This window comes from Streptomyces sp. NPDC003697 (genome assembly GCF_053587115.1).
On the sequence record NZ_JBSFNN010000009.1, the window covers coordinates 73,931 to 91,574 of the forward strand.

The 17,644-nt window shown below is 72.4% G+C and carries 18 protein-coding genes; 11 read left to right on the forward strand and 7 right to left on the reverse strand.

The genetic code is table 11. From position 1 onward, the window contains the following. Positions 1-48 precede the first annotated feature (48 nt). The 6 genes from ACWDNY_RS05990 to ACWDNY_RS06015 all read left to right on the forward strand — a co-directional run bounded on the left by ACWDNY_RS05990 (position 49) and on the right by ACWDNY_RS06015 (position 6,634). A complete protein-coding gene (locus ACWDNY_RS05990; protein ID WP_451644491.1) occupies positions 49-1,815 on the forward strand; it encodes an ABC transporter ATP-binding protein in 1,767 nt (588 codons plus the stop codon). Next, a complete protein-coding gene (locus ACWDNY_RS05995) occupies positions 1,812-2,933 on the forward strand; it encodes an ABC transporter permease (RefSeq protein ID WP_451644492.1) in 1,122 nt (373 codons plus the stop codon). The genes ACWDNY_RS05990 and ACWDNY_RS05995 overlap by 4 nt, the downstream gene beginning before the upstream one ends. Next, on the forward strand, positions 2,930-4,192 hold the full coding sequence (locus ACWDNY_RS06000; RefSeq protein WP_451644493.1) for an ABC transporter permease: 1,263 nt from the start codon (positions 2,930-2,932) through the stop codon (positions 4,190-4,192). Before ACWDNY_RS05995 ends, ACWDNY_RS06000 begins: the two co-directional genes overlap by 4 nt. Then, a complete protein-coding gene (locus ACWDNY_RS06005; RefSeq protein WP_451644494.1) occupies positions 4,189-4,593 on the forward strand; it encodes a cytidine deaminase in 405 nt (134 codons plus the stop codon). The genes ACWDNY_RS06000 and ACWDNY_RS06005 overlap by 4 nt, the downstream gene beginning before the upstream one ends. A 75-nt stretch (positions 4,594-4,668) precedes the next feature. Further along, on the forward strand, positions 4,669-5,952 hold the full coding sequence (locus ACWDNY_RS06010; protein ID WP_451644543.1) for a thymidine phosphorylase: 1,284 nt from the start codon (positions 4,669-4,671) through the stop codon (positions 5,950-5,952). Between the two features lie 97 nt (positions 5,953-6,049). Next, positions 6,050-6,634: a Uma2 family endonuclease gene (locus ACWDNY_RS06015; RefSeq protein ID WP_451644495.1), complete on the forward strand. Its 585-nt coding sequence runs from the start codon at positions 6,050-6,052 to the stop codon at positions 6,632-6,634. A gap of 7 nt (positions 6,635-6,641) precedes the next feature. Here ACWDNY_RS06015 and ACWDNY_RS06020 read toward each other — a convergent pair whose 3' ends face one another. From ACWDNY_RS06020 to ACWDNY_RS06035, 4 genes are all read right to left on the reverse strand, one after another. Beyond that, a complete protein-coding gene (locus ACWDNY_RS06020; protein WP_451644496.1) occupies positions 6,642-7,565 on the reverse strand; it encodes an AEC family transporter in 924 nt (307 codons plus the stop codon). Positions 7,566-7,915: 350 nt separating this feature from the next. Next, positions 7,916-8,635 (reverse strand): phosphatase PAP2 family protein, encoded by a 720-nt coding sequence (locus ACWDNY_RS06025; RefSeq protein ID WP_451644497.1) that lies wholly within the window; start codon positions 8,633-8,635, stop codon positions 7,916-7,918. Then, a complete protein-coding gene (locus tag ACWDNY_RS06030; protein WP_451644498.1) occupies positions 8,632-9,237 on the reverse strand; it encodes a phosphatase PAP2 family protein in 606 nt (201 codons plus the stop codon). Before ACWDNY_RS06030 ends, ACWDNY_RS06025 begins: the two co-directional genes overlap by 4 nt. Further along, positions 9,234-9,902 carry a DedA family protein gene (locus ACWDNY_RS06035; RefSeq protein ID WP_451644499.1) on the reverse strand — a complete coding sequence of 223 codons (669 nt, stop codon included), beginning with the start codon at positions 9,900-9,902 and terminating at the stop codon, positions 9,234-9,236. The genes ACWDNY_RS06030 and ACWDNY_RS06035 overlap by 4 nt, the downstream gene beginning before the upstream one ends. A 108-nt stretch (positions 9,903-10,010) precedes the next feature. Here ACWDNY_RS06035 and ACWDNY_RS06040 point away from each other — a divergent pair, with 108 nt between their 5' ends. From ACWDNY_RS06040 to ACWDNY_RS06050, 3 genes are all read left to right on the forward strand, one after another. Further along, complete coding sequence (locus ACWDNY_RS06040; protein ID WP_451644500.1) at positions 10,011-10,379, forward strand: BlaI/MecI/CopY family transcriptional regulator; 369 nt, start codon at positions 10,011-10,013, stop codon at positions 10,377-10,379. Beyond that, a complete protein-coding gene (locus ACWDNY_RS06045; protein ID WP_451644501.1) occupies positions 10,376-11,308 on the forward strand; it encodes a M48 family metalloprotease in 933 nt (310 codons plus the stop codon). Before ACWDNY_RS06040 ends, ACWDNY_RS06045 begins: the two co-directional genes overlap by 4 nt. Positions 11,309-11,449: 141 nt before the next feature. Continuing rightward, positions 11,450-11,836: an STAS domain-containing protein gene (locus tag ACWDNY_RS06050; protein WP_451644502.1), complete on the forward strand. Its 387-nt coding sequence runs from the start codon at positions 11,450-11,452 to the stop codon at positions 11,834-11,836. Here the strand turns inward: ACWDNY_RS06050 and ACWDNY_RS06055 are convergent. Both ACWDNY_RS06055 and ACWDNY_RS06060 read right to left on the reverse strand, forming a co-directional pair. Next, a complete protein-coding gene (locus ACWDNY_RS06055) occupies positions 11,720-12,739 on the reverse strand; it encodes a sigma-70 family RNA polymerase sigma factor (protein ID WP_451644503.1) in 1,020 nt (339 codons plus the stop codon). The genes ACWDNY_RS06050 and ACWDNY_RS06055 overlap by 117 nt on opposite strands. A gap of 108 nt (positions 12,740-12,847) precedes the next feature. Continuing rightward, a complete protein-coding gene (locus ACWDNY_RS06060; RefSeq protein WP_451644504.1) occupies positions 12,848-14,263 on the reverse strand; it encodes an MFS transporter in 1,416 nt (471 codons plus the stop codon). Positions 14,264-14,325: 62 nt separating this feature from the next. Between ACWDNY_RS06060 and ACWDNY_RS06065 the strand changes: the two genes are divergently transcribed. Next, a complete protein-coding gene (locus ACWDNY_RS06065) occupies positions 14,326-15,300 on the forward strand; it encodes a LysR substrate-binding domain-containing protein (RefSeq protein ID WP_451644505.1) in 975 nt (324 codons plus the stop codon). 204 nt (positions 15,301-15,504) lie between these two features. Here the strand turns inward: ACWDNY_RS06065 and ACWDNY_RS06070 are convergent, their stop codons facing one another. Further along, complete coding sequence (locus tag ACWDNY_RS06070; RefSeq protein ID WP_451644506.1) at positions 15,505-16,266, reverse strand: alpha/beta hydrolase; 762 nt, start codon at positions 16,264-16,266, stop codon at positions 15,505-15,507. A gap of 113 nt (positions 16,267-16,379) precedes the next feature. Between ACWDNY_RS06070 and ACWDNY_RS06075 the strand changes: the two genes are divergently transcribed. Further along, entirely contained in the window at positions 16,380-17,576 is a 1,197-nt protein-coding gene (locus ACWDNY_RS06075; RefSeq protein ID WP_451644507.1) for an adenosine deaminase, read from the forward strand. The last annotated feature ends 68 nt before the right edge of the window (positions 17,577-17,644 follow it).

Consider the following 17,644-nt stretch of genomic DNA (forward strand, 5'->3'; position numbering starts at 1 on the left):
ACGGGGTGCGGGAAGCCTGGGCGACCCGCGCCCCGTTCGCGCGGCAGAATGCTCGGCGCGGATCGGAGACGATCAGGTCCGGGCACTATTCGAAGCAGGGGCGCTACGCGCGTAGAGCGGCCCCTTTCCCTAGGAGAGTGCGCCATCGACGCGTCCAGCAGCCCTCCGCTCACCGCTCAGTCGACGATCGCGGTAGAGCTCGCGGGCATCACCAAGCGATTCCCCGGTGTCGTCGCCAACCACGACATCCACCTGACGGTCCGCAAGGGGACCGTGCACGCCCTCGTCGGCGAGAACGGCGCCGGCAAGTCGACCCTGATGAAGATCCTCTACGGCATGCAGAAGCCGGACGAGGGCACCATCGCCGTCGACGGCGAGCAGGTCGGCTTCGGCAGTCCCGCCGACGCCATCGCCCGCGGCATCGGCATGGTCCACCAGCACTTCATGCTGGCCGACAACCTGACGGTCCTGGAGAACGTGGTGCTCGGCAGCGAGAAGCTGTACGGCATCGGCGGCGGCGCCCGGAAGAAGATCAGGGAGATCTCCGACCGGTACGGCCTCGGCGTCCGCCCGGACGTCCTCGTCGAGGACCTCGGCGTCGCCGACCGCCAGCGCGTGGAGATCCTCAAGGTCCTCTACCGCGGCGCCCGCACCCTGATCCTGGACGAGCCGACCGCCGTGCTCGTCCCGCAGGAGGTCGACGCGCTCTTCGCCAACCTGCGCGAGCTGAAGTCCGAGGGCCTGTCCGTCATCTTCATCTCCCACAAGCTGGGCGAGGTCCTGTCGGTCGCCGACGACATCACCGTCATCAGGCGCGGCACGACCGTCGGCACCGCAGTGCCGTCCGAGACCACCCCGCGCCAGCTCGCCGAGATGATGGTCGGCAGCGAGCTGCCCACCCCGGAGACCGCCGAGTCCACCGTCACCGACCGGCCCGTCATCGAGGTCCGGAACCTGACCGTGCACGCCACCGGCGGTGCCTCTCTGGGCGAGCTCGCCGAACCCTCGGCCACCGGCCTGCTCACGGAGGACACGGCCGGGACCGGCGCCGGAGTGCGCCGGGTCCTCGACGACGTCACCTTCACCATCCATGCCGGCGAGGTCATGGGCATAGCCGGCGTCGAGGGCAACGGCCAGACCGAGCTCATCGACGCGCTGATCGGCCTCAAGGCAGCCGACTCCGGCTCGATCGCCTTCCTCGGCGAGGACATCACCGCCTGGCCCACCCGCAGGCGCCGCGAGAACGGCGTCGGCTACATCCCCGAGGACCGCCACCGCCACGGCCTGCTCCTCGAGGCCCCGCTGTGGGAGAACCGCATCCTCGGCCACGTCACCGAGCGCCCCAACGCCAGGGGCTTCTGGCTCGACCCCAAGGGCGCCCAGGCGGACACCCGCCGGATAGTCGAGGCGTACGACGTGCGCACCCCCGGCATCGACGTCACCGCCGCCTCCCTGTCCGGCGGCAACCAGCAGAAGCTGATCGTCGGCCGCGAGATGAGCCACAGCCCGAAGTTCCTGATCGCCGCCCACCCGACCCGCGGTGTGGACGTCGGCGCGCAGGCCGCGATCTGGGACCACATCCGCGAGGCCCGCCGCGAGGGCCTGGCCGTACTGCTGATCTCCGCCGACCTCGACGAGCTGATCGGCCTGTCGGACACCCTGCGGGTCATCTACAACGGCAGGCTCGTCGCCGATGCCGACCCGGCCGCCATCACCCCGGAGGAACTGGGCTCGGCCATGACGGGTGCCGCGTCCGGCCACCTGGAACACACAGAGACCACCGAGGAAGCCGGTCCGGAGGACGAGGCCCGATGAAGAAGTTCGACAAGGAGCGGGTGCTCCTCGCGGTGGCCGGTCCGGTCATCGCGCTCCTGCTGGCGATCGCGCTCACCTCGGTGGTGCTGATCGCCTCGGGCAAGAACCCGTTCGAGCCGTACGGGCTGATGCTGGAGCAGGCGACGTTCTCCGACGTCCAGGTGCTCATCGTCAACCAGGCGTCGCTGTACTACATCGCCGCGCTGGCGGTGGCCCTCGGCTTCCGCATGAACCTGTTCAACATCGGCGTCGACGGCCAGTACCGGCTGGCCGCGGTGATCACCGCCGTCGTCGGCGCGCACGTCGCCCTGCCGGCGCCGCTGCAGGTACCGCTGCTGCTGCTCGTCGCCATGCTCACCGGCGCCTTCTGGGCCGGCATCGCGGGTGTCCTGAAGGTCACCCGCGGTGTCAGCGAGGTCGTCGCGACGATCATGCTGAACGCCATCGCCACCAGCATCATCGGCTACGTCACGCTGGCCGACGTGTGGGGCGTGCAGGTCGGCAACAACATGACGACCGGCATCATGAAGGAGTCCGGCTGGGTCCCGGGCCTCGACCTCGGCCCGGACGTCGGCGAGATCTACGGCCTGGTCCTCCTCGCCGTCGTGCTCGGCGTCCTGTACTGGCTCGTGCTCAACCGCACCCGCTTCGGTTTCGACCTGCGCGCCTCCGGCGCCTCGGAGACGGCCGCCGCGGCCTCCGGCGTCGACTCCCGGCGCATGGTGCTCACCGCCATGCTGATCTCCGGCGCCGTCGCGGGCCTGTCCGGCCTGCCGCTGCTGCTCGGCGACTCCCACACCTACAGCCTGAGCTTCCCGGCCGGCCTCGGCTTCACCGCCATCGGCATCGCCCTGCTCGGCCGCAACAACCCCGGCGGCATCGCTCTCGCCGCCCTGCTGTGGGCCTTCCTGGACAAGACGTCCCCGGCCCTCGACTACGCGACCCCGGTGGCGTACGAGAAGGAGATCGCCACGATCATGCAGGGCCTGATCGTCTTCGCGGTCGTCATCTCCTACGAGGCCGTAAGGCAGTGGGGCCTGCGCCGCCAGCAGAAGCGGGTCGGCGCGGAGCTCGCCGCCCGGCACAACTCCCAGACGAAGGAGGTGGCGGCCCGATGACCACCGCGACCATCGCCCAGCCGCAGACGCAGCGGCCCGGCAAGGGCAGCCGCCGCATCTCGCTCCCGGTACTCCTGCTGATCATCGCGGGCGTGCTCGTGCTGACGTCCGTCGTCCGCCTGATCACCGGCGCGGACGGCATCACCTCCACCGGCCAGATGTCCACCGCGCTGCGCCTGGCCGTCCCCATCGGCCTCGCCGGCCTCGGCGGTCTGTGGTCCGAGCGCTCGGGCGTCGTCAACATCGGCCTCGAGGGCATGATGATCCTCGGCACCTGGTTCGGCGCCTGGGCCGGCTACCAGTGGGGCCCGTGGGCCGGTGTCGTCCTCGGCATCGTCGGCGGCGCCCTCGGCGCGGTGCTGCACGCCGTCGCGACGGTGACCTTCAACGTCAACCACATCGTCTCCGGTGTGGCCCTCAACATCCTGGCCCTGGGCGCCACCCGCTACCTGTCGAAGTTCACCTTCGAGGAGGCCCCGCAGGGCTCCTCCAAGCAGTCCCCGCCGATCGACTCCCTGGGCTCCTTCGACGTCCCGGGCCTGTCCGGCTGGCTGGAGACGCTCAACGGCAAGCACTGGTTCCTGGTATCCGACGTCGCCGGCCTGCTCGGCGGCCTGATCACCGACCTGTCGCCGCTGACCGTCATCGCCGTCGCGCTCGTGCCGGCCAGCTGGTGGGTGCTGTGGCGCACCGCCTTCGGTCTGCGCCTGCGCTCCTGCGGCGAGAACCCGGTGGCGGCCGAGTCCCTCGGCGTCAACGTCTACAAGTACAAGTACATCGCCGTGATCATCTCCGGCGGCTTCGCCGGCCTCGGCGGCGCGTTCCTGTCCATCGTGGCCTCGAACGTGTACCTGGACGGCCAGACGGCGGGCCGCGGCTACATCGGCCTCGCCGCGATGATCTTCGGCAACTGGATGCCGGGCGGCCTCGCCCTCGGCGCGGGCCTGTTCGGCTACACCGACAGCCTGAACCTGCGGGGCGGCACGACGAATGTGCACGCGCTGATCCTGCTGCTGGCGATCCTGCTCGTGTTCGGCGCGGCCTATCTGGCGTGGCGGAAGAAGTACGTCTCCGCCCTGACCACCCTCGTGGTCTCGGTGCTGATGTTCGTCTGGTACCTCGGCACCAACGAGGTGCCCAAGCAGGTGGTCAGCGCCACCCCGTACGTCGTCACCCTGCTCGTGCTGTCGCTGTCCGCGCAGCGCCTGAGGATGCCGAAGGCGGACGGCCTGCCCTACCGGAAGGGGCAGGGCAAGTGACGCGGGACGGCACGGCGGTCGACTGGGACGCGCTGCGGGAGCAGGCGCGCGGGGCGATGTCCCGCGCGTACGCCCCCTACTCGGGTTACCCGGTCGGCGTGGCGGCCCTGGTCGACGACGGGCGCATCGTCACCGGCTGCAACGTCGAGAACGCCTCGTACGGACTCGGCCTGTGCGCCGAGTGCGGGCTCGTGTCCCAGCTGCAGAACGGCGGAGGCGGGCGCCTGACCCACTTCACCTGCGTGGACGGCAGCGGCGAGATCCTCGTGCCGTGCGGGCGCTGCCGGCAGCTGCTGTACGAGTTCGGCGGGCCGGACCTGCTCCTCGAGACCCCGGCGGGCATCCTGCCGCTGTCGGAGATGCTGCCGCAGGCCTTCGGCCCGGACCATCTCACCCAGTAACTCCCGCGCGGCCCCCCTGACATGCCCCCGTGGCCCAGGGGGGCCGTGCACCTTCGCAACCTCGGAAGGAACGCCATAGCCATGGACGCCGTCTCCGTCATCCGCACCAAGCGGGACCGCGGTGAGCTCAGCGACGAGCAGATCGACTGGGTCATCGACGCGTACACCCGCGGGGAGGTCGCCGACGAGCAGATGTCCGCGCTCGCGATGGCCATCCTCCTGAACGGGATGAACCGCCGGGAGATCGCCCGCTGGACGGCCGCGATGATCGCCTCCGGCGAGCGCATGGACTTCTCGTCCCTGTCCCGGCCGACGGCGGACAAGCACTCCACGGGCGGTGTCGGCGACAAGATCACGCTGCCCCTGGCCCCGCTGGTCGCCGCGTGCGGCGCGGCGGTCCCGCAGCTGTCGGGCCGCGGCCTCGGCCACACCGGCGGCACGCTCGACAAGCTGGAGTCCGTCCCCGGCTGGCGGGCGCTGCTGTCGAACGAGGAGATGCTGTCCGTGCTGGACGGCGTCGGCGCGGTGATCTGCGCGGCCGGCGACGGACTGGCCCCGGCGGACAAGAAGCTGTACGCGCTGCGGGACGTCACCGGCACGGTCGAGGCGATCCCGCTCATCGCCTCATCGATCATGTCGAAGAAGATCGCGGAGGGCACCGGCTCGCTGGTGCTGGACGTGAAGGTCGGCTCCGGCGCCTTCATGAAGACGGCCGAGGACGCCCGCGAGCTGGCCCGGACAATGGTCGGCCTGGGCACGGACCACGGGGTGCGGACGGTCGCGCTGCTGACGGACATGTCGACGCCGCTGGGCCTGACGGCGGGCAACGCGCTGGAGGTCCGCGAGTCGGTCGAGGTGCTCGCGGGCGGCGGACCGGCCGACGTGGTGGAACTGACGCTGGCGCTGGCCCGCGAGATGCTGGACGCGGCCGGCCTGAAGGACGCCGACCCGGCGAAGGCCCTGGCCGACGGCTCCGCGATGGACGTCTGGCGCCGCATGATCGCCGCCCAGGGCGGCGACCCGGACGCCGCCCTGCCGACGTCGAGGGAACAGCATGTGGTCAAGGCCCCGGCGTCGGGTGTCCTGACCTGCCTGGACGCCTACGACATCGGCATCGCCGCCTGGCGCCTGGGCGCAGGCCGCGCCCGCAAGGAGGACCCGGTGCAGGCGGCGGCGGGCGTGGAGATGCACGCCAAGCCGGGCGATCCGGTCACGGCGGGCCAGCCCCTGCTGACCCTGCACACCGACACCCCCGAGCGCTTCGCGTACGCGCTTCAGGCCGTGGAGGGCTCGTACGACATCGCGGCCCCCGGCACGGACTTCACGGCCTCCCCGGTGGTGCTGGAACGTATTGCCTGACCAGGCGAATTACCCCTTCGGGTGAACGGGACCGGTGGACCTCCGCCGGTCCCGTTCGGCATGCTGGGATCGGTGACGTACCGATAGGAGAACCGCCATGAGCGCACTCACCGTGAGCCAGGACCCCGAGCAGAGCTGGGACGACCTCGTCCGGTTCTGGGAGGAGATGGAGTGGCCCGAGGGCAGCAAGGTGGAGATCATCGAGGGGATCGTCACCGTGTCACCTGCTCCCGCAGCCCGCCACAACGTGATCGCGGAGTTGATTCAGCGTCGCCTCTACTCCGTGATTCCCGACGGCTGGGGTGTCTACCAGACGCTCGCCCTTGCCGTGCCGTCACGCCTGGGCATGATCATCCCGGACCTCGTGGTGACCCCGAGGCCGGAGTGCTCAGAATCGGACACGCACATCCCGGCCGCTCTCGCCGAACTCGTCGTCGAGGTGACCTCCAAGTCCAACGCGCGGCACGACCGCGTCAGCAAGCCCGCCGCCTACGCCGCCGCGGGCATTCCGCTGTACCTCCTCGTCGACCGCTGGGCCCCCGACGGCCCCACCGTGACGCTCTACGGGGAGCCCAAGGGGGATGTCTACCGTCCGCTGCGCAGCGCCAAGTTCGGTGAGGCGGTCCGGCTTCCCGCGCCCTTCGACCTCGTCCTCGACACCGCCGAGTGGCCGGTCGACTGACGGTCCGTCATCCCAGCAGCGCCGCCACCACCACCAGGACCGGCACCGACAGGATCGTCGAGAGCAGGATCGCCTCGCGGGCCAGGGGCTCGGCGACGCGGTAGCGGACGGCGTAGGTGAAGAGGTTCTGCGCGGCCGGGAGCGCCGAGGTCACCACCACGTCGAGCAGCGGGGCGCCCCGCAGCCCGAACACGCCGGTCGCCAGGGCCCAAGCCGCCAGCGGCTGGCCGACCGACTTCAGGGCGACGGCGAGCAGGAGCGGGTGGCGGTCCTCGCCGCGGCCGGGAGCGCTGCCCCCGTACAGGGAAATGCCGAAGGCCAGCAGGACCGCGGGCACGGACATGTCGCCGATCAGAGTCAGCGGCTGCATCACCGGACCCGGAACACTCAGGCCGCTCGCCGACACCAGGACACCCGTGAGCGAGCCGACGGCGATCGGGTTGCGCAGCGGGGTGAGCAGGCGCCGCCACAGGGGCGCCGCACGCTCGCCCGTTCCGGCCAGGTCCAGGATCGTCAGCGCGACCGGCGCGACCACGATCTGCTGGAACAGCATCACCGGGGCCACCAGGGACGCGTCCCCGAGCACGTACACGGCGATCGGGATGCCCAGGTTGCCCGAGTTGACGTAGCCGGCGCACAGGGCGCCGATGGTGGTCCGGCCCACGCCCCAGTGGCGTACGGCTCCGACCACGGCGAAGACACCGGCGGCCACCGCCGTGCTCATCGCCGTCACCAGCAACCGGCCGGAGAAGACCACCGACAGGTCGGCGCCGGCGAGCGTGGTGAACAGCAGGGCGGGGGACGCGACGTTGAAGGCCAGTGCGGTGAGGACCTCCCGTCCCTGGGCGCCGAGGGAGCCGCGTCGCCCGAGCACGTAGCCGACGCCGATGACGGCCGCGATGACTGCGAAGCCGCTCAGCACCCCCCGCACGCGGCCCCCTCGGAGGGCAGGAGGCCGTCGGGGGTCCGGAGCGTCGATGATCTATGGCACATACAGCCAACACTCCGGGTGGCGAGGGCTGCAGGTCAACGCCGAGCAGGGGCCGCGGCGGCGCGGTGACCGGCTGCGGCCGCAAGGTGCGGGAGCAGCGGCCGTTCACCGGCTCCCGCTCTGCGCGGTCCTACCTCACAGACCTGCGCACCGCACTGTGCCGCGAGCAGCTGGAACGTGGCGGCCGCGTCCTGCCGTACACCGACGGCAACGACCGACGCGGTCCGCTTGGTGGGGGTGGTGACCGGCGCCTTCAGACCCTGGCTGCACCTTCGACCGTGACGAGCCGATCATCCGCGACGCCCGCAACTGCGGGGCCCGTCATCTTCCTCGGTCGGTCCTGCGGTCGGGTGGGATGAGTCGCTGAGGAGGGGTGCGGGCAGCCGGCGGGCCGCGGCGCACAGGCACACTCCCAGCCAGCCGGCGGCGAACAGCCAGCCGCCGACGACGTCGGTGAACCAGTGCACACCGAGGTAGACGCGCGTGAGTCCCACCAGCAGGCCCCAGCAGCCGACGGCGATACTCAGCACCGTTCGGTGGCGCGGGCCGCGCAGGCTCAGCGCCACGATCAGCAGCCCGGCGGTCAGTGCGGCTGTGGTGGTATGTCCCGAGGGGAATGCCCAGCCGCTCGCGTGCGTGGCCCAGTCGTCCCGTGGTGGGCGGCTCCGGTGGATGAACTCCATCAGGCTGTACCGAAGCGCCTGTCCCGTGCCGAGGCAGACGAGGCAGAGCACGGTGGCGAGAAGCCTGTGCCGCTGAGTCCGTCCCGCCACGACGCCGGCCAGCGCGGTGAGGACGTAGGGGACGACACCGGTCCCGGTGGCCGTCAGCCCGCGTGCCACGGCCAGCGCCACATCGTGGCGGTGGCCGACGGACCACGAGAGAAGGGCGTCGTCCAGCCACAGCGGAGCACCGCCACCGCCCGCAACCGCCATGGTCAGCACTCCCAGCGCCGTCCAGGCACCGAGGCCCACGCTGCCCGCCAGTTCCGTGGCGTCCTCACGGTTCACGGGGCGGCCAGGAGTGGACGCAACAAGGTCGCGGTCAGGTGAGGGGCGAGCGTCTGCGCCCACCGCCGCAACAGGAGCATGGCGACAAGGGCTGTCAGCCCACCCACGATCAGCCCGATGGCGACGTCATGCGGGTAGTGCGCGCCGACCCAGACCCGCGAGGCTGCCATGGCGAGCGCGGCCGACACCGCGACCGCTGCCAGGCGGCGTGCGACGAAGACCAGCGCCACGGCCGCGGCCGCCGCGATCGCCGCGTGGTTACTGGGGAACGACCAGTCGCCCGGGGCCGGGCACGCCTCCAGCGTCCTCACGTGCAGGCTCCGGCAGGGCCTGTCCTCACGTACCAGCAGCTTCAGGAGGGCGTTCAGGCCGTACGCCAGCACGACGACCACCGGGACGGCCAGCGCCACCAGCGCCGCCACGGCGCCTTGTCGACGGGCCTGCCACCAGCCCAGGAGCATCAGCAGCGCGAAGACCGCCAGTCCGTACGCCGACCACGCCGTCACCGCTGTGTCCAGCCAGCCGGGCGAGCGCCGCGCCAGGTCCACCACGTCCGTGTAGACGGAGCCGTCGATCGACGCTCCGCCGAACGCCGAGGTCATCCGCGCGCCCCCTTCGTCCTGGCCCGCCTGCGACCGCGGTACAACTCGGCGGCGAGCGGGATCAGCGACACCACGACGATCAGCGCGACCAGCGGCAGCAGATAGCGGTCCACGTCAGGGACGGCGGAGCCCAACGCGTATCCCGCCAGGGTCAGCCCGCCACTCCAGACCAGGCCGCCCACCGCCTGCCACACGGTGAACACCCGGACGGGCACATCCAGCGCACCTGCCAGCGGATTGAGGACGGTCCTCACGACGGGTACGAATCGCGCCAGAAGGATGGCCTTGGCGTGCCCGTACCGCGCCAGCAGCTCCTCGGCTCGCTTCGCCCCTTCGTGCAGCCGCGCCGAGCGGCTGCGAGCCAGCAGGGCACCGCCGGCCCGGCGTCCGATCAGATAACCGCACTGCGCACCCGCGAGTGCGCCGAACGCTGCGGCGGCCAGCAGCGGCCCCAGGGACAGTCGTAGCCCTTGCTGACCCGTGCCCGTGCACAGCAGGCCCGCCGTGAACAACAGGGAGTCGCCCGGCAGGAAGAAGCCGATCAGCAGTCCTGTCTCGGCGAACATCACCACGCCGACACCCAGGACGCCGAAAGCGGCGAGCAGCGAGTGCGCGTCGAGCGGGTTCACGGCGAGCTGCGACGACAGAACCACGGATGTGGCCATCGACGTGAGTCCTTTCTCTGCGGCCGACCCAGCGCCCGGCCCCGATCGACTACAAGCATGTAGACGGTCTACTTTACTGTAGACGATCGCAGGGTGAGAATCGTGCCCATGACCGACGCGAAGGACGATCGCCGATCCGCGGGCGAGCTGGAGGCCGCCGTGATGGCCGCCCTGTGGGCCGCGGACACGCCGCTCACCCCGTCCCAGGTCCAGGCCGAACTCGCCTGGAGCCTGGCCCGGACGACCGTGACGACGATCCTGTCCCGCCTGCACGACAAGGGGACCCTGGTGCGGGAGCGGCAGGGCCGCGGATACGCGTACCGCCCCGTACAGGATCCGCACGGCCTGACCGCCCGGCGCATGCACGGTGAACTCGACCGCGGCAGCGACCGGGAGACCGTCCTGGCCCGCTTCGTCGCCCAACTCAGCCCGGACGACGAGCAGACCCTGCGACGACTGCTGGAGGAGGGCGCATGACGATCACGCTTCTGCTGATCCCGCTCCTCCTGCCCTGCGCGGCACCCTCCCTGACCCGCCGGATCCTCGACCACTGCCTGCCGGGGGCCGCCCTGTGGACCCTCACCGTCTCCGCCCTCCTCCTCGCGGGCGGTACCGTCGCGGCACTCGGCACCCTGGCACTGACCGGCCTGCTCGAGATTCCGGCCTTCGCCGCCCTGGGGGAACTCGTCCACCCTCTGCGGACGCCCTCCGAGCGGCTGGTCCTGCCCCTGGCCGTCCTGGCCGCCGGCCTGCTCACGCTCGGCACCCTCGCGCTCGGGCGCTCGGCCGTACGCCAGGCCGCTGGTCTGCGCACCGCGCGCTCCCGGGCCGGGCGCCGGCCCACCGCGGGTGACCTGTGCGTCGTCGACTCCCCTCACCCCGACGCCTACGCCCTGCCCGGCCGCCCGCACCGCATCGTCGTCACCACCGGCATGCTGCGTGCCCTGCGTCCGGACGAGCGCGAGGCCCTCTTCGCACACGAGCGCGCCCACAACACCGGCGGCCACCACTACTTCCTGGCCGCGGCGGAACTCGCCGCCCACTGTCACCCCGCCCTGCGGCCGGTCCGTGAGGCTGTTCGGCTGGTCGCGGAACGCGCCGCCGACGAGGCGGCCGCCACCGCTGTCGGCGACCGGCGCCTGACCGCCCGCGCCATCGCCCGAGCCGCCCTGGCCGCGCACGAGGCGGCCACGGGGCGCCCGGCGTTCACACCTGCGGCGACCACGGGCCCTGTGCCGCGGCGCGTGGCCGCTCTCCTGTCCCCAGCCGGGCGAACACCGCGCATCGTGCCGTGGATCGCCGTGCTCCTGAGCGCCTGCGCGGCGTTCTCCTGCGCCACCGCGACGACCGCCGCACTCAGCGTCCACCAGGACATCGAAGTCGCCCAGGGCGAGACTGGCCGCTGAAACGGGGGAGTGCCCGCCCACAGCCTCTCGATGTCCTCGGCTTCGCGGTGCGGGAGAGCTGCACGATCGAGGGGGATGGTGGCCGGCTCGTCGCGGACGACGACGTCGGCGGTCTCCAGGGTGGCAGTGCCGGGCCCTCCGATGAGTTCCGTGCGCGCGGGCCGTCTACCGGTCGTGGACGCCATGACACCCGCCGTGCTCGTGCTCGCCGGCCCCGTCGCCCGCGAGGAGGTGGCGCGGCTCTGCGAGGACGTGCGCGCGTTGCTGGCGGCCACCCGGACCGGAGTCGTCGTCTGCGACGTAAGCGGACTGGGGCCGCCGGGACTCGCCGCCGTCGACCTGCTCGCGCGGCTGCAGCTCGCCGCCCGGAGGGCCGGGGGCCGCATCCGGCTGCGTGCCGCCGATCCGGCGCTACCGGCCCTGCTGGAGCTCGTCGGCCTCCGCTTCGAGGCGGAGGGGGAGACCGAACAGGGGGAACCAGCGCTCGGCGTCGAGGAAGCAGTGGAACCCGGTGATCCGCCCCTGTGACACCTCCAGCACCTGCACGGCCCACGGGGTGAAGCCACCGTTCTCCGGGTCGGGCTTGTAGTGGGCGAAGCCGGGCAGCCCATTGGCCCGCACGGGCAGCAGACGGGAGTGCGCGCAGGACGCGCCGAGCGTCGTCATGAAGCCCGTGATGTCCGCGGGGCCGCTCAGCCACAGGTCGAACGGCGGCATCGTCATGACGGCGTCCTCGTGCAGCAACGCGGTCAGCGCCGTCATGTCGTACCCCTCGAACGCCTGCACGTAGCGCTCCAGGAGCTCGCGCTGCTCCTCGTCCAGCGGGTCCGACACCGCGGCCTCGGCGCCGCGGTCCTTCCGCTGGGCCAGCGTCGCGCGCGCCCGCTGCAGCGCGCTGTTGACCGAGGCGACGGAGGTGCCGAGCAGTTCGGCCACCTCGCTCGCCCTCCACGCCAGCACCTCGCGCAGGATCAGCACGGCCCGCTGCCGGGGCGGGAGCTGCTGCAGCGCGGCCATGAAGGCCAGCCGCACGGACTCCTTGGCCACGGCCGCCTCCGCCGGGTCCCGCACCGCCGGGAGGACGCGGGCGTCCGGCATCGGCTCCAGCCAGGTGTGGTCCGGGCGAGGGGAGAGGGCCGCGCGGGCCAGCGGCGTGGACTCCGTGAGGTCCATCGGACGGGCGCGCTTGTTGCCGGCGGCCAGCATGTCCAGGCAGACGTTCGTCGCGATGCGGTACAGCCAGGAGCGGAGGCTCGAGCGGCCCTCGAACGTCGCATGGCTCCGCCAGGCCCGCACCAGCGTGTCCTGCACCGCGTCCTCGGCCTCGAAGGACGAGCCGAGCATCCGGTAGCAGTACCCGGTCAGCTCGACCCGGTGCTTCTCCAGCTGCGCGTCGAGGTCCGTCGTCCTCGTCGCCGTGCCGTCGCTCATCGTCCACCCGCCCCTGCGGCCGTCCCCGTCCCGGTGCGCACCCCGCGCCCGGGCACTTCGGAAGCTACCGCAGCGCACTGACAACGGCGCCCCGAAGGCGGTGGCCGGTCAGGCCGCCGTGGGCCCCCGCCGCGCCGCGGTCCGCGCCGCCCGCGATCCGAGCAGCGTGATCGCCCCCACGCCCAGCACCGCCAGCAGGCCGACGCCGACCGTGCCGGCCCAGCCGTCGGCGTGGAAGGCGACCGCGCCCACCGTGCTGCCCGCGCTGGAGCCGATGTAGTACGCGGACTGGTACAGGGCCGAGGCCTGCGCGCGGCCGTGGGTGGCCGTCCTGCTGACCGCGGAGGAGGCGACCGCGTGGCCCGCGAAGAAGCCCGCCGTGATCAGGACCAGGCCCAGCAGCACGAGCACGATCGAGCCCGGCAGGGACAGCAGCAGACCCGCCGCCGTCGTGGCGCCCGCGAGGTACAGCGCGCCCCTGCGCCCCAGGCGGCCCACCAGCCGGCCTGCCGCCGACGCCGAGACCGTACCCACCAGGTACACCAGGAAGACCGAGCCGACGATGCCCTGCGGGAGGGAGAAGGGCGAGTCGGTGAGGCGGTAGCCGATCACCGTGTAGACGCCGCCGAACACCGTCATGAACAGCGCGCCGATCGCGTACAGGCGGCGCAGCAGCGGGTCGGCGAGGTGGTCGCGGACCGTGCGGGCGAGCACCCGCGGGCGCAGCGAGCCCGGCCGGAAGTGCCGCGGCGCGGGCAGCAGCAGCCGGAAGGCCACCGCGCACCCCACCGCGATCACGCCGATCACCCCGACGGCGACCCGCCAGCCCCACTCCTGGGCCACCCAGCCGGTGATGACCCGGCCGCTCATGCCCCCGACGCTGTTGCCCGCCACGAACAGGCCGATCGCCGTGACCAGCGCCCTGGGCCGGACCTCCTCCGCGAGGTACGCCTGCGCCGAGGCCGGCAGCCCGGCCAGCGCGGCGCCCTGGAGCCCCCGCAGCACGACGAGCGCGCCGAGCGACGGGGCGAACGGCACCAGCAGGCCGACCGTCACCGCGACCGCCAGCGAGGCGGTCATGATCGTGCGCCGCCCGAACCGCTCCGAGAGGGCACTCATCGGGAGCACGAACAGGGCCAGTCCGCCGGTGGCGGCCGCCACCGTCCAGCTCGCCTCGCTCGCCGCCACCCCGAACTCGCCCGAGACCAGCGGGAGCAGCGCCTGCGTGGAGTACAGCAGCGCGAAGGTCGCGACGCCGGCGAGGAACAGGGCGAGGCTCATCCGGCGGTAGCCGGGCCCGCCCGGCGTCATACGGGAGTCGGCCGGGCCGTCGGCGGGAGCGCCCGAGTCGGCTGGACGGTCCACGGCAGCCGCAGAGCCGGTACGGTCCGCGGGAGCCGTGGTGCGGGCCGGTCCGGCGGCGGGAGCCGCGAGGCCGGCCGGGCCGGCGGCGGTGGTGCGGGCGGCGGGGACGGCGGGTGCGGCGCCCACGACGGTGGACGCACCGGTATCGGCGGGAGACATGCTTCGACAGTAGGAATCCGCAGTTCATCCGTCCAATGCACGGACTCGCCATAATCGTTCCCATGGTGCATCAGCAAAGGTCACGAGGCCGTCTGTCACGGCCCGGTGACACAGAAGACATCCAGCGGAGCACGGAGGACATCGTCCAGCTGCTCGCGCCCCGCCTGGCGCACTTCGCCGGAGTCGCCCGGACCGAGCACGTCACGCGGGCCGCCCAGGAGATGCAGGTCCCGCAGTCCACGCTCTCCCGGGCCATGGTCCGCCTCGAACAGGACCTCGGCGTCGACCTGTTCGCCCGCCGTGGCCGGACGGTCTCCCTCACGCCCGCCGGACGCACCTTCCTGGGCTCCGTGGAACGCGCCCTCGCCGAGATCGAGCGCGCCGCCGAGGAGGTGCGCGCCGACGCCGACCCGGCCACCGGCAAGGTCGCCTTCGGCTTCCTGCACACCATGGGCGCCGAAACCGTACCGGGCCTGATCCACGCCTTCCGCGCCCGCCACCCGCGGATCCGTTTCAGCCTGGTCCAGAACTACGGCGAGGCCATGCTGGAGAAGCTGCGCGCCGGGGAGCTGGACCTGTGCCTGACCTCTCCGGTGCCGGACGCGCCCGATCTCGTCGCCCGCCGTCTGGACGAGCAGAAACTGCGTCTCGTCGTACCGGCCGACCACCGGCTCGCCGCTCGCCGGCGCATCCGTCTCGCCGAGGCCGCCGACGAGATGTTCGTGACCCTGGAGCCCGGCTACGGCCTGCGCCGCATCACCGACGACCTGTGCCGTGAGGCCGGGTTCAAGCCGCGGATCGCCTTCGAGGGCGAGGAGGCCGAGACGCTGCGGGGCCTCGTCGCGGCGGGCCTCGGAGTCGCCCTGCTGCCGCCGCCGGCCTTCCCCCGGCCGGGGGTGGCCGAACTGACGGTCACGTCCCCGCGCGCGGCGCGCGAGATCGGCGTCGCCTGGCTGGAGGGCCACCCGGACACCCCGCCGGTGGCGGCCTTCAAGAAGTTCCTGCTGTCCAGACGGGACAACCTGCTGCCGGCCTAGGGAAATCGGCGGAACCCTCTCGGCGGGGTCCCTGACCGTGGGGCGCCGCCGGCCCCGGCCGTGGGGCGCCGACGCCCGGTGCCGGGGTCCGGCGGCAGGTTCCGCGGCGTGTGCGGCTCCGCCACGTGGGCGTGCGCGCGGGTGCAGGCGCCGGCGCGGGCCGCCAGCAAGACCCGCAGTGCCGGCGCCACCGCCCCCGGACGCCTACCGCTGCAAGGTCTTCCCGAAGCCCGCCGCCAGCGGCATCCGCAACCCCAGCGGCGGCGGAGCCGCCAGCGCGTCCTGGACCGGCCGGGAGAACGGCCGCCCGAACAACGCGCCCATGACGAAGTCGCAGGTGAGGGCAAGCACTTCGGACCGGTACTGGTGCAACCCGTGCCGGTCGGCGTGGACTTCGAACCGGCACACGTCCCGGTTCGCCTTCTTCGCGCGCGCCGCCAGCCGGAACGACAGCTCGGGGTCGGTGCGTTCGTCGTTGGTGCCGTGCACGATCAGCACCTGGCGCCCGGCGAGCTGCTTCACCGGTTCGGGCGGCAGCGCCACGTCGTCCTCGGGCAGCCAGGGGGCGATCGCCGCCACCGAGTTGACCGCCTCGTGCCCGCCCGCGTGCAGCGCGGCGCGCCCGCCCATGTCGACACCGGCCAGGCAGACGGGGACGTCGCCGTAGCGGCGTACGGCCTCGTCGGCGGCCCAGGCGGCGTCGCGGGCCAGATGGGCCTCGCTGCCGTTCCAGCCGCGGTAGCGGTAGTGCACCACATGAGCGGCCAGACCCTCCGGCCGGCCGGCCCGGGCCAGGCAGCGCCCGAGCGCGCGCACCGAGGCGGCCGCCAGCACGGACGAGGGTCTGCGGCCCGAGAACTCCTCCCCGCCGGGGAGCAGCAGCACCACTCCGCTCACCGTCGCCGGCTCCGGGCCGAACGTCCTCCCCAGCCGGGCCGTGCGCACCGGCGTCGCTTCCTGTGGCATGGCAGAACAGTGTCAGAAGGCGCGGTGCGTGCCACCCGTCCGTGCGGTCACCGTTACATATCGAGGGATGTGTACAGCAGGACCTCTACGCGCGTAGGAGTTAGAGTGCGGAAATGACGAGCCAGACTGCCCACCCGGGTGACACCCCGAGCTCGGACCAGATCCGCCGGGCGCCCAAGGTTCTGCTGCACGACCATCTCGACGGCGGACTGCGCCCCGGCACGGTCGTCGAACTCGCCCAGGACGGCGCCGCCCAGGGCCCCGGCGGTGCGGGCGGCACCCGGCTCCACCAGCTCCCCGAGACCGACCCGGACAAGCTCGGCCTGTGGTTCCGCGAGGCCGCCGACTCCGGCTCCCTGGAGCGGTACCTGGAGACCTTCTCCCACACCGTCGGCGTGATGCAGACCCGGGACGCGCTCGTCAGGGTCGCCCGCGAGTGCGCCGAGGACCTCGCCGAGGACGGCGTCGTCTACGCCGAGGTGCGGTACGCCCCCGAGCAGCACCTGGAGGGCGGGCTGAGCCTGGAGGAGGTCGTCGAGGCCGTCAACGAGGGCTTCCGCGAGGGCGAGCGGCTGGCCCGCGAGAACGGGCACCGCATCCGCGTCGGCGCCCTGCTCACCGCGATGCGGCACGCCGCCCGCGCCCTGGAGATCGCCGAACTCGCCAACCGCTACCGCGACCGCGGGGTCGTCGGCTTCGACATCGCCGGGGCCGAGGCCGGCTACCCGCCCACCCGGCACCTGGACGCCTTCGAGTACCTCCAGCGGGAGAACAACCACTTCACCATCCACGCCGGCGAGGCCTTCGGCCTGCCGTCCATCTGGCAGGCGCTGCAGTGGTGCGGCGCCGACCGGCTCGGGCACGGGGTGCGCATCATCGACGACATCACCGTCCACGAGGACGGCTCGGTGGAACTGGGCCGGCTGGCGGCGTACGTCCGCGACAAACGCATCCCGCTGGAGCTGTGCCCCAGCTCCAACCTCCAGACCGGCGCCGCCTCCTCGTACGCAGAGCACCCGATCGGGCTGCTGCGCCGCCTGCACTTCCGGGCGACGGTGAATACCGACAACCGGCTCATGTCGCACACCAGCATGAGCCAGGAGTTCGAGCACCTCGTGGAGGCGTTCGGTTACACGCTCGACGACATCCAGTGGTTCACCGTCAATGCGATGAAATCCTCGTTCATTCCTTTCGATGAAAGGCTGGCGATGATCAATGACGTGATCAAGCCCGGATACGCGCAACTGAAATCCGAATGGCTGTTCCGGCAGAGCCCTTCCACCAGCGGTTCTGTCGCGCCGAGGGGCTGATCCGGGGACTGCGTGACGGGGTCGGACGGCCCGATCCCTCCGCTTTTCGATGTTTGCGGCGGGCGGCT

Excerpts from the sequence above, each read along its gene's own strand:
- ACWDNY_RS05990 (WP_451644491.1), top strand. The coding sequence starts at position 49 with ATGCTCGGCGCGGATCGGAGACGATCAGGTCCGGGCACTATTCGAAGC.
- ACWDNY_RS05995 (WP_451644492.1), top strand. The coding sequence starts at position 1,812 with ATGAAGAAGTTCGACAAGGAGCGGGTGCTCCTCGCGGTGGCCGGTCCG.
- ACWDNY_RS06000 (WP_451644493.1), top strand. The coding sequence starts at position 2,930 with ATGACCACCGCGACCATCGCCCAGCCGCAGACGCAGCGGCCCGGCAAG.
- ACWDNY_RS06015 (WP_451644495.1), top strand. The coding sequence starts at position 6,050 with ATGAGCGCACTCACCGTGAGCCAGGACCCCGAGCAGAGCTGGGACGAC.
- ACWDNY_RS06030 (WP_451644498.1), bottom strand. The coding sequence starts at position 9,237 with ATGACCTCGGCGTTCGGCGGAGCGTCGATCGACGGCTCCGTCTACACG.
- ACWDNY_RS06035 (WP_451644499.1), bottom strand. The coding sequence starts at position 9,902 with ATGGCCACATCCGTGGTTCTGTCGTCGCAGCTCGCCGTGAACCCGCTC.
- ACWDNY_RS06040 (WP_451644500.1), top strand. The coding sequence starts at position 10,011 with ATGACCGACGCGAAGGACGATCGCCGATCCGCGGGCGAGCTGGAGGCC.
- ACWDNY_RS06045 (WP_451644501.1), top strand. The coding sequence starts at position 10,376 with ATGACGATCACGCTTCTGCTGATCCCGCTCCTCCTGCCCTGCGCGGCA.
- ACWDNY_RS06050 (WP_451644502.1), top strand. The coding sequence starts at position 11,450 with ATGAGTTCCGTGCGCGCGGGCCGTCTACCGGTCGTGGACGCCATGACA.
- ACWDNY_RS06055 (WP_451644503.1), bottom strand. The coding sequence starts at position 12,739 with ATGAGCGACGGCACGGCGACGAGGACGACGGACCTCGACGCGCAGCTG.
- ACWDNY_RS06060 (WP_451644504.1), bottom strand. The coding sequence starts at position 14,263 with ATGTCTCCCGCCGATACCGGTGCGTCCACCGTCGTGGGCGCCGCACCC.
- ACWDNY_RS06065 (WP_451644505.1), top strand. The coding sequence starts at position 14,326 with ATGGTGCATCAGCAAAGGTCACGAGGCCGTCTGTCACGGCCCGGTGAC.
- ACWDNY_RS06070 (WP_451644506.1), bottom strand. The coding sequence starts at position 16,266 with ATGCCACAGGAAGCGACGCCGGTGCGCACGGCCCGGCTGGGGAGGACG.
- ACWDNY_RS06075 (WP_451644507.1), top strand. The coding sequence starts at position 16,380 with ATGACGAGCCAGACTGCCCACCCGGGTGACACCCCGAGCTCGGACCAG.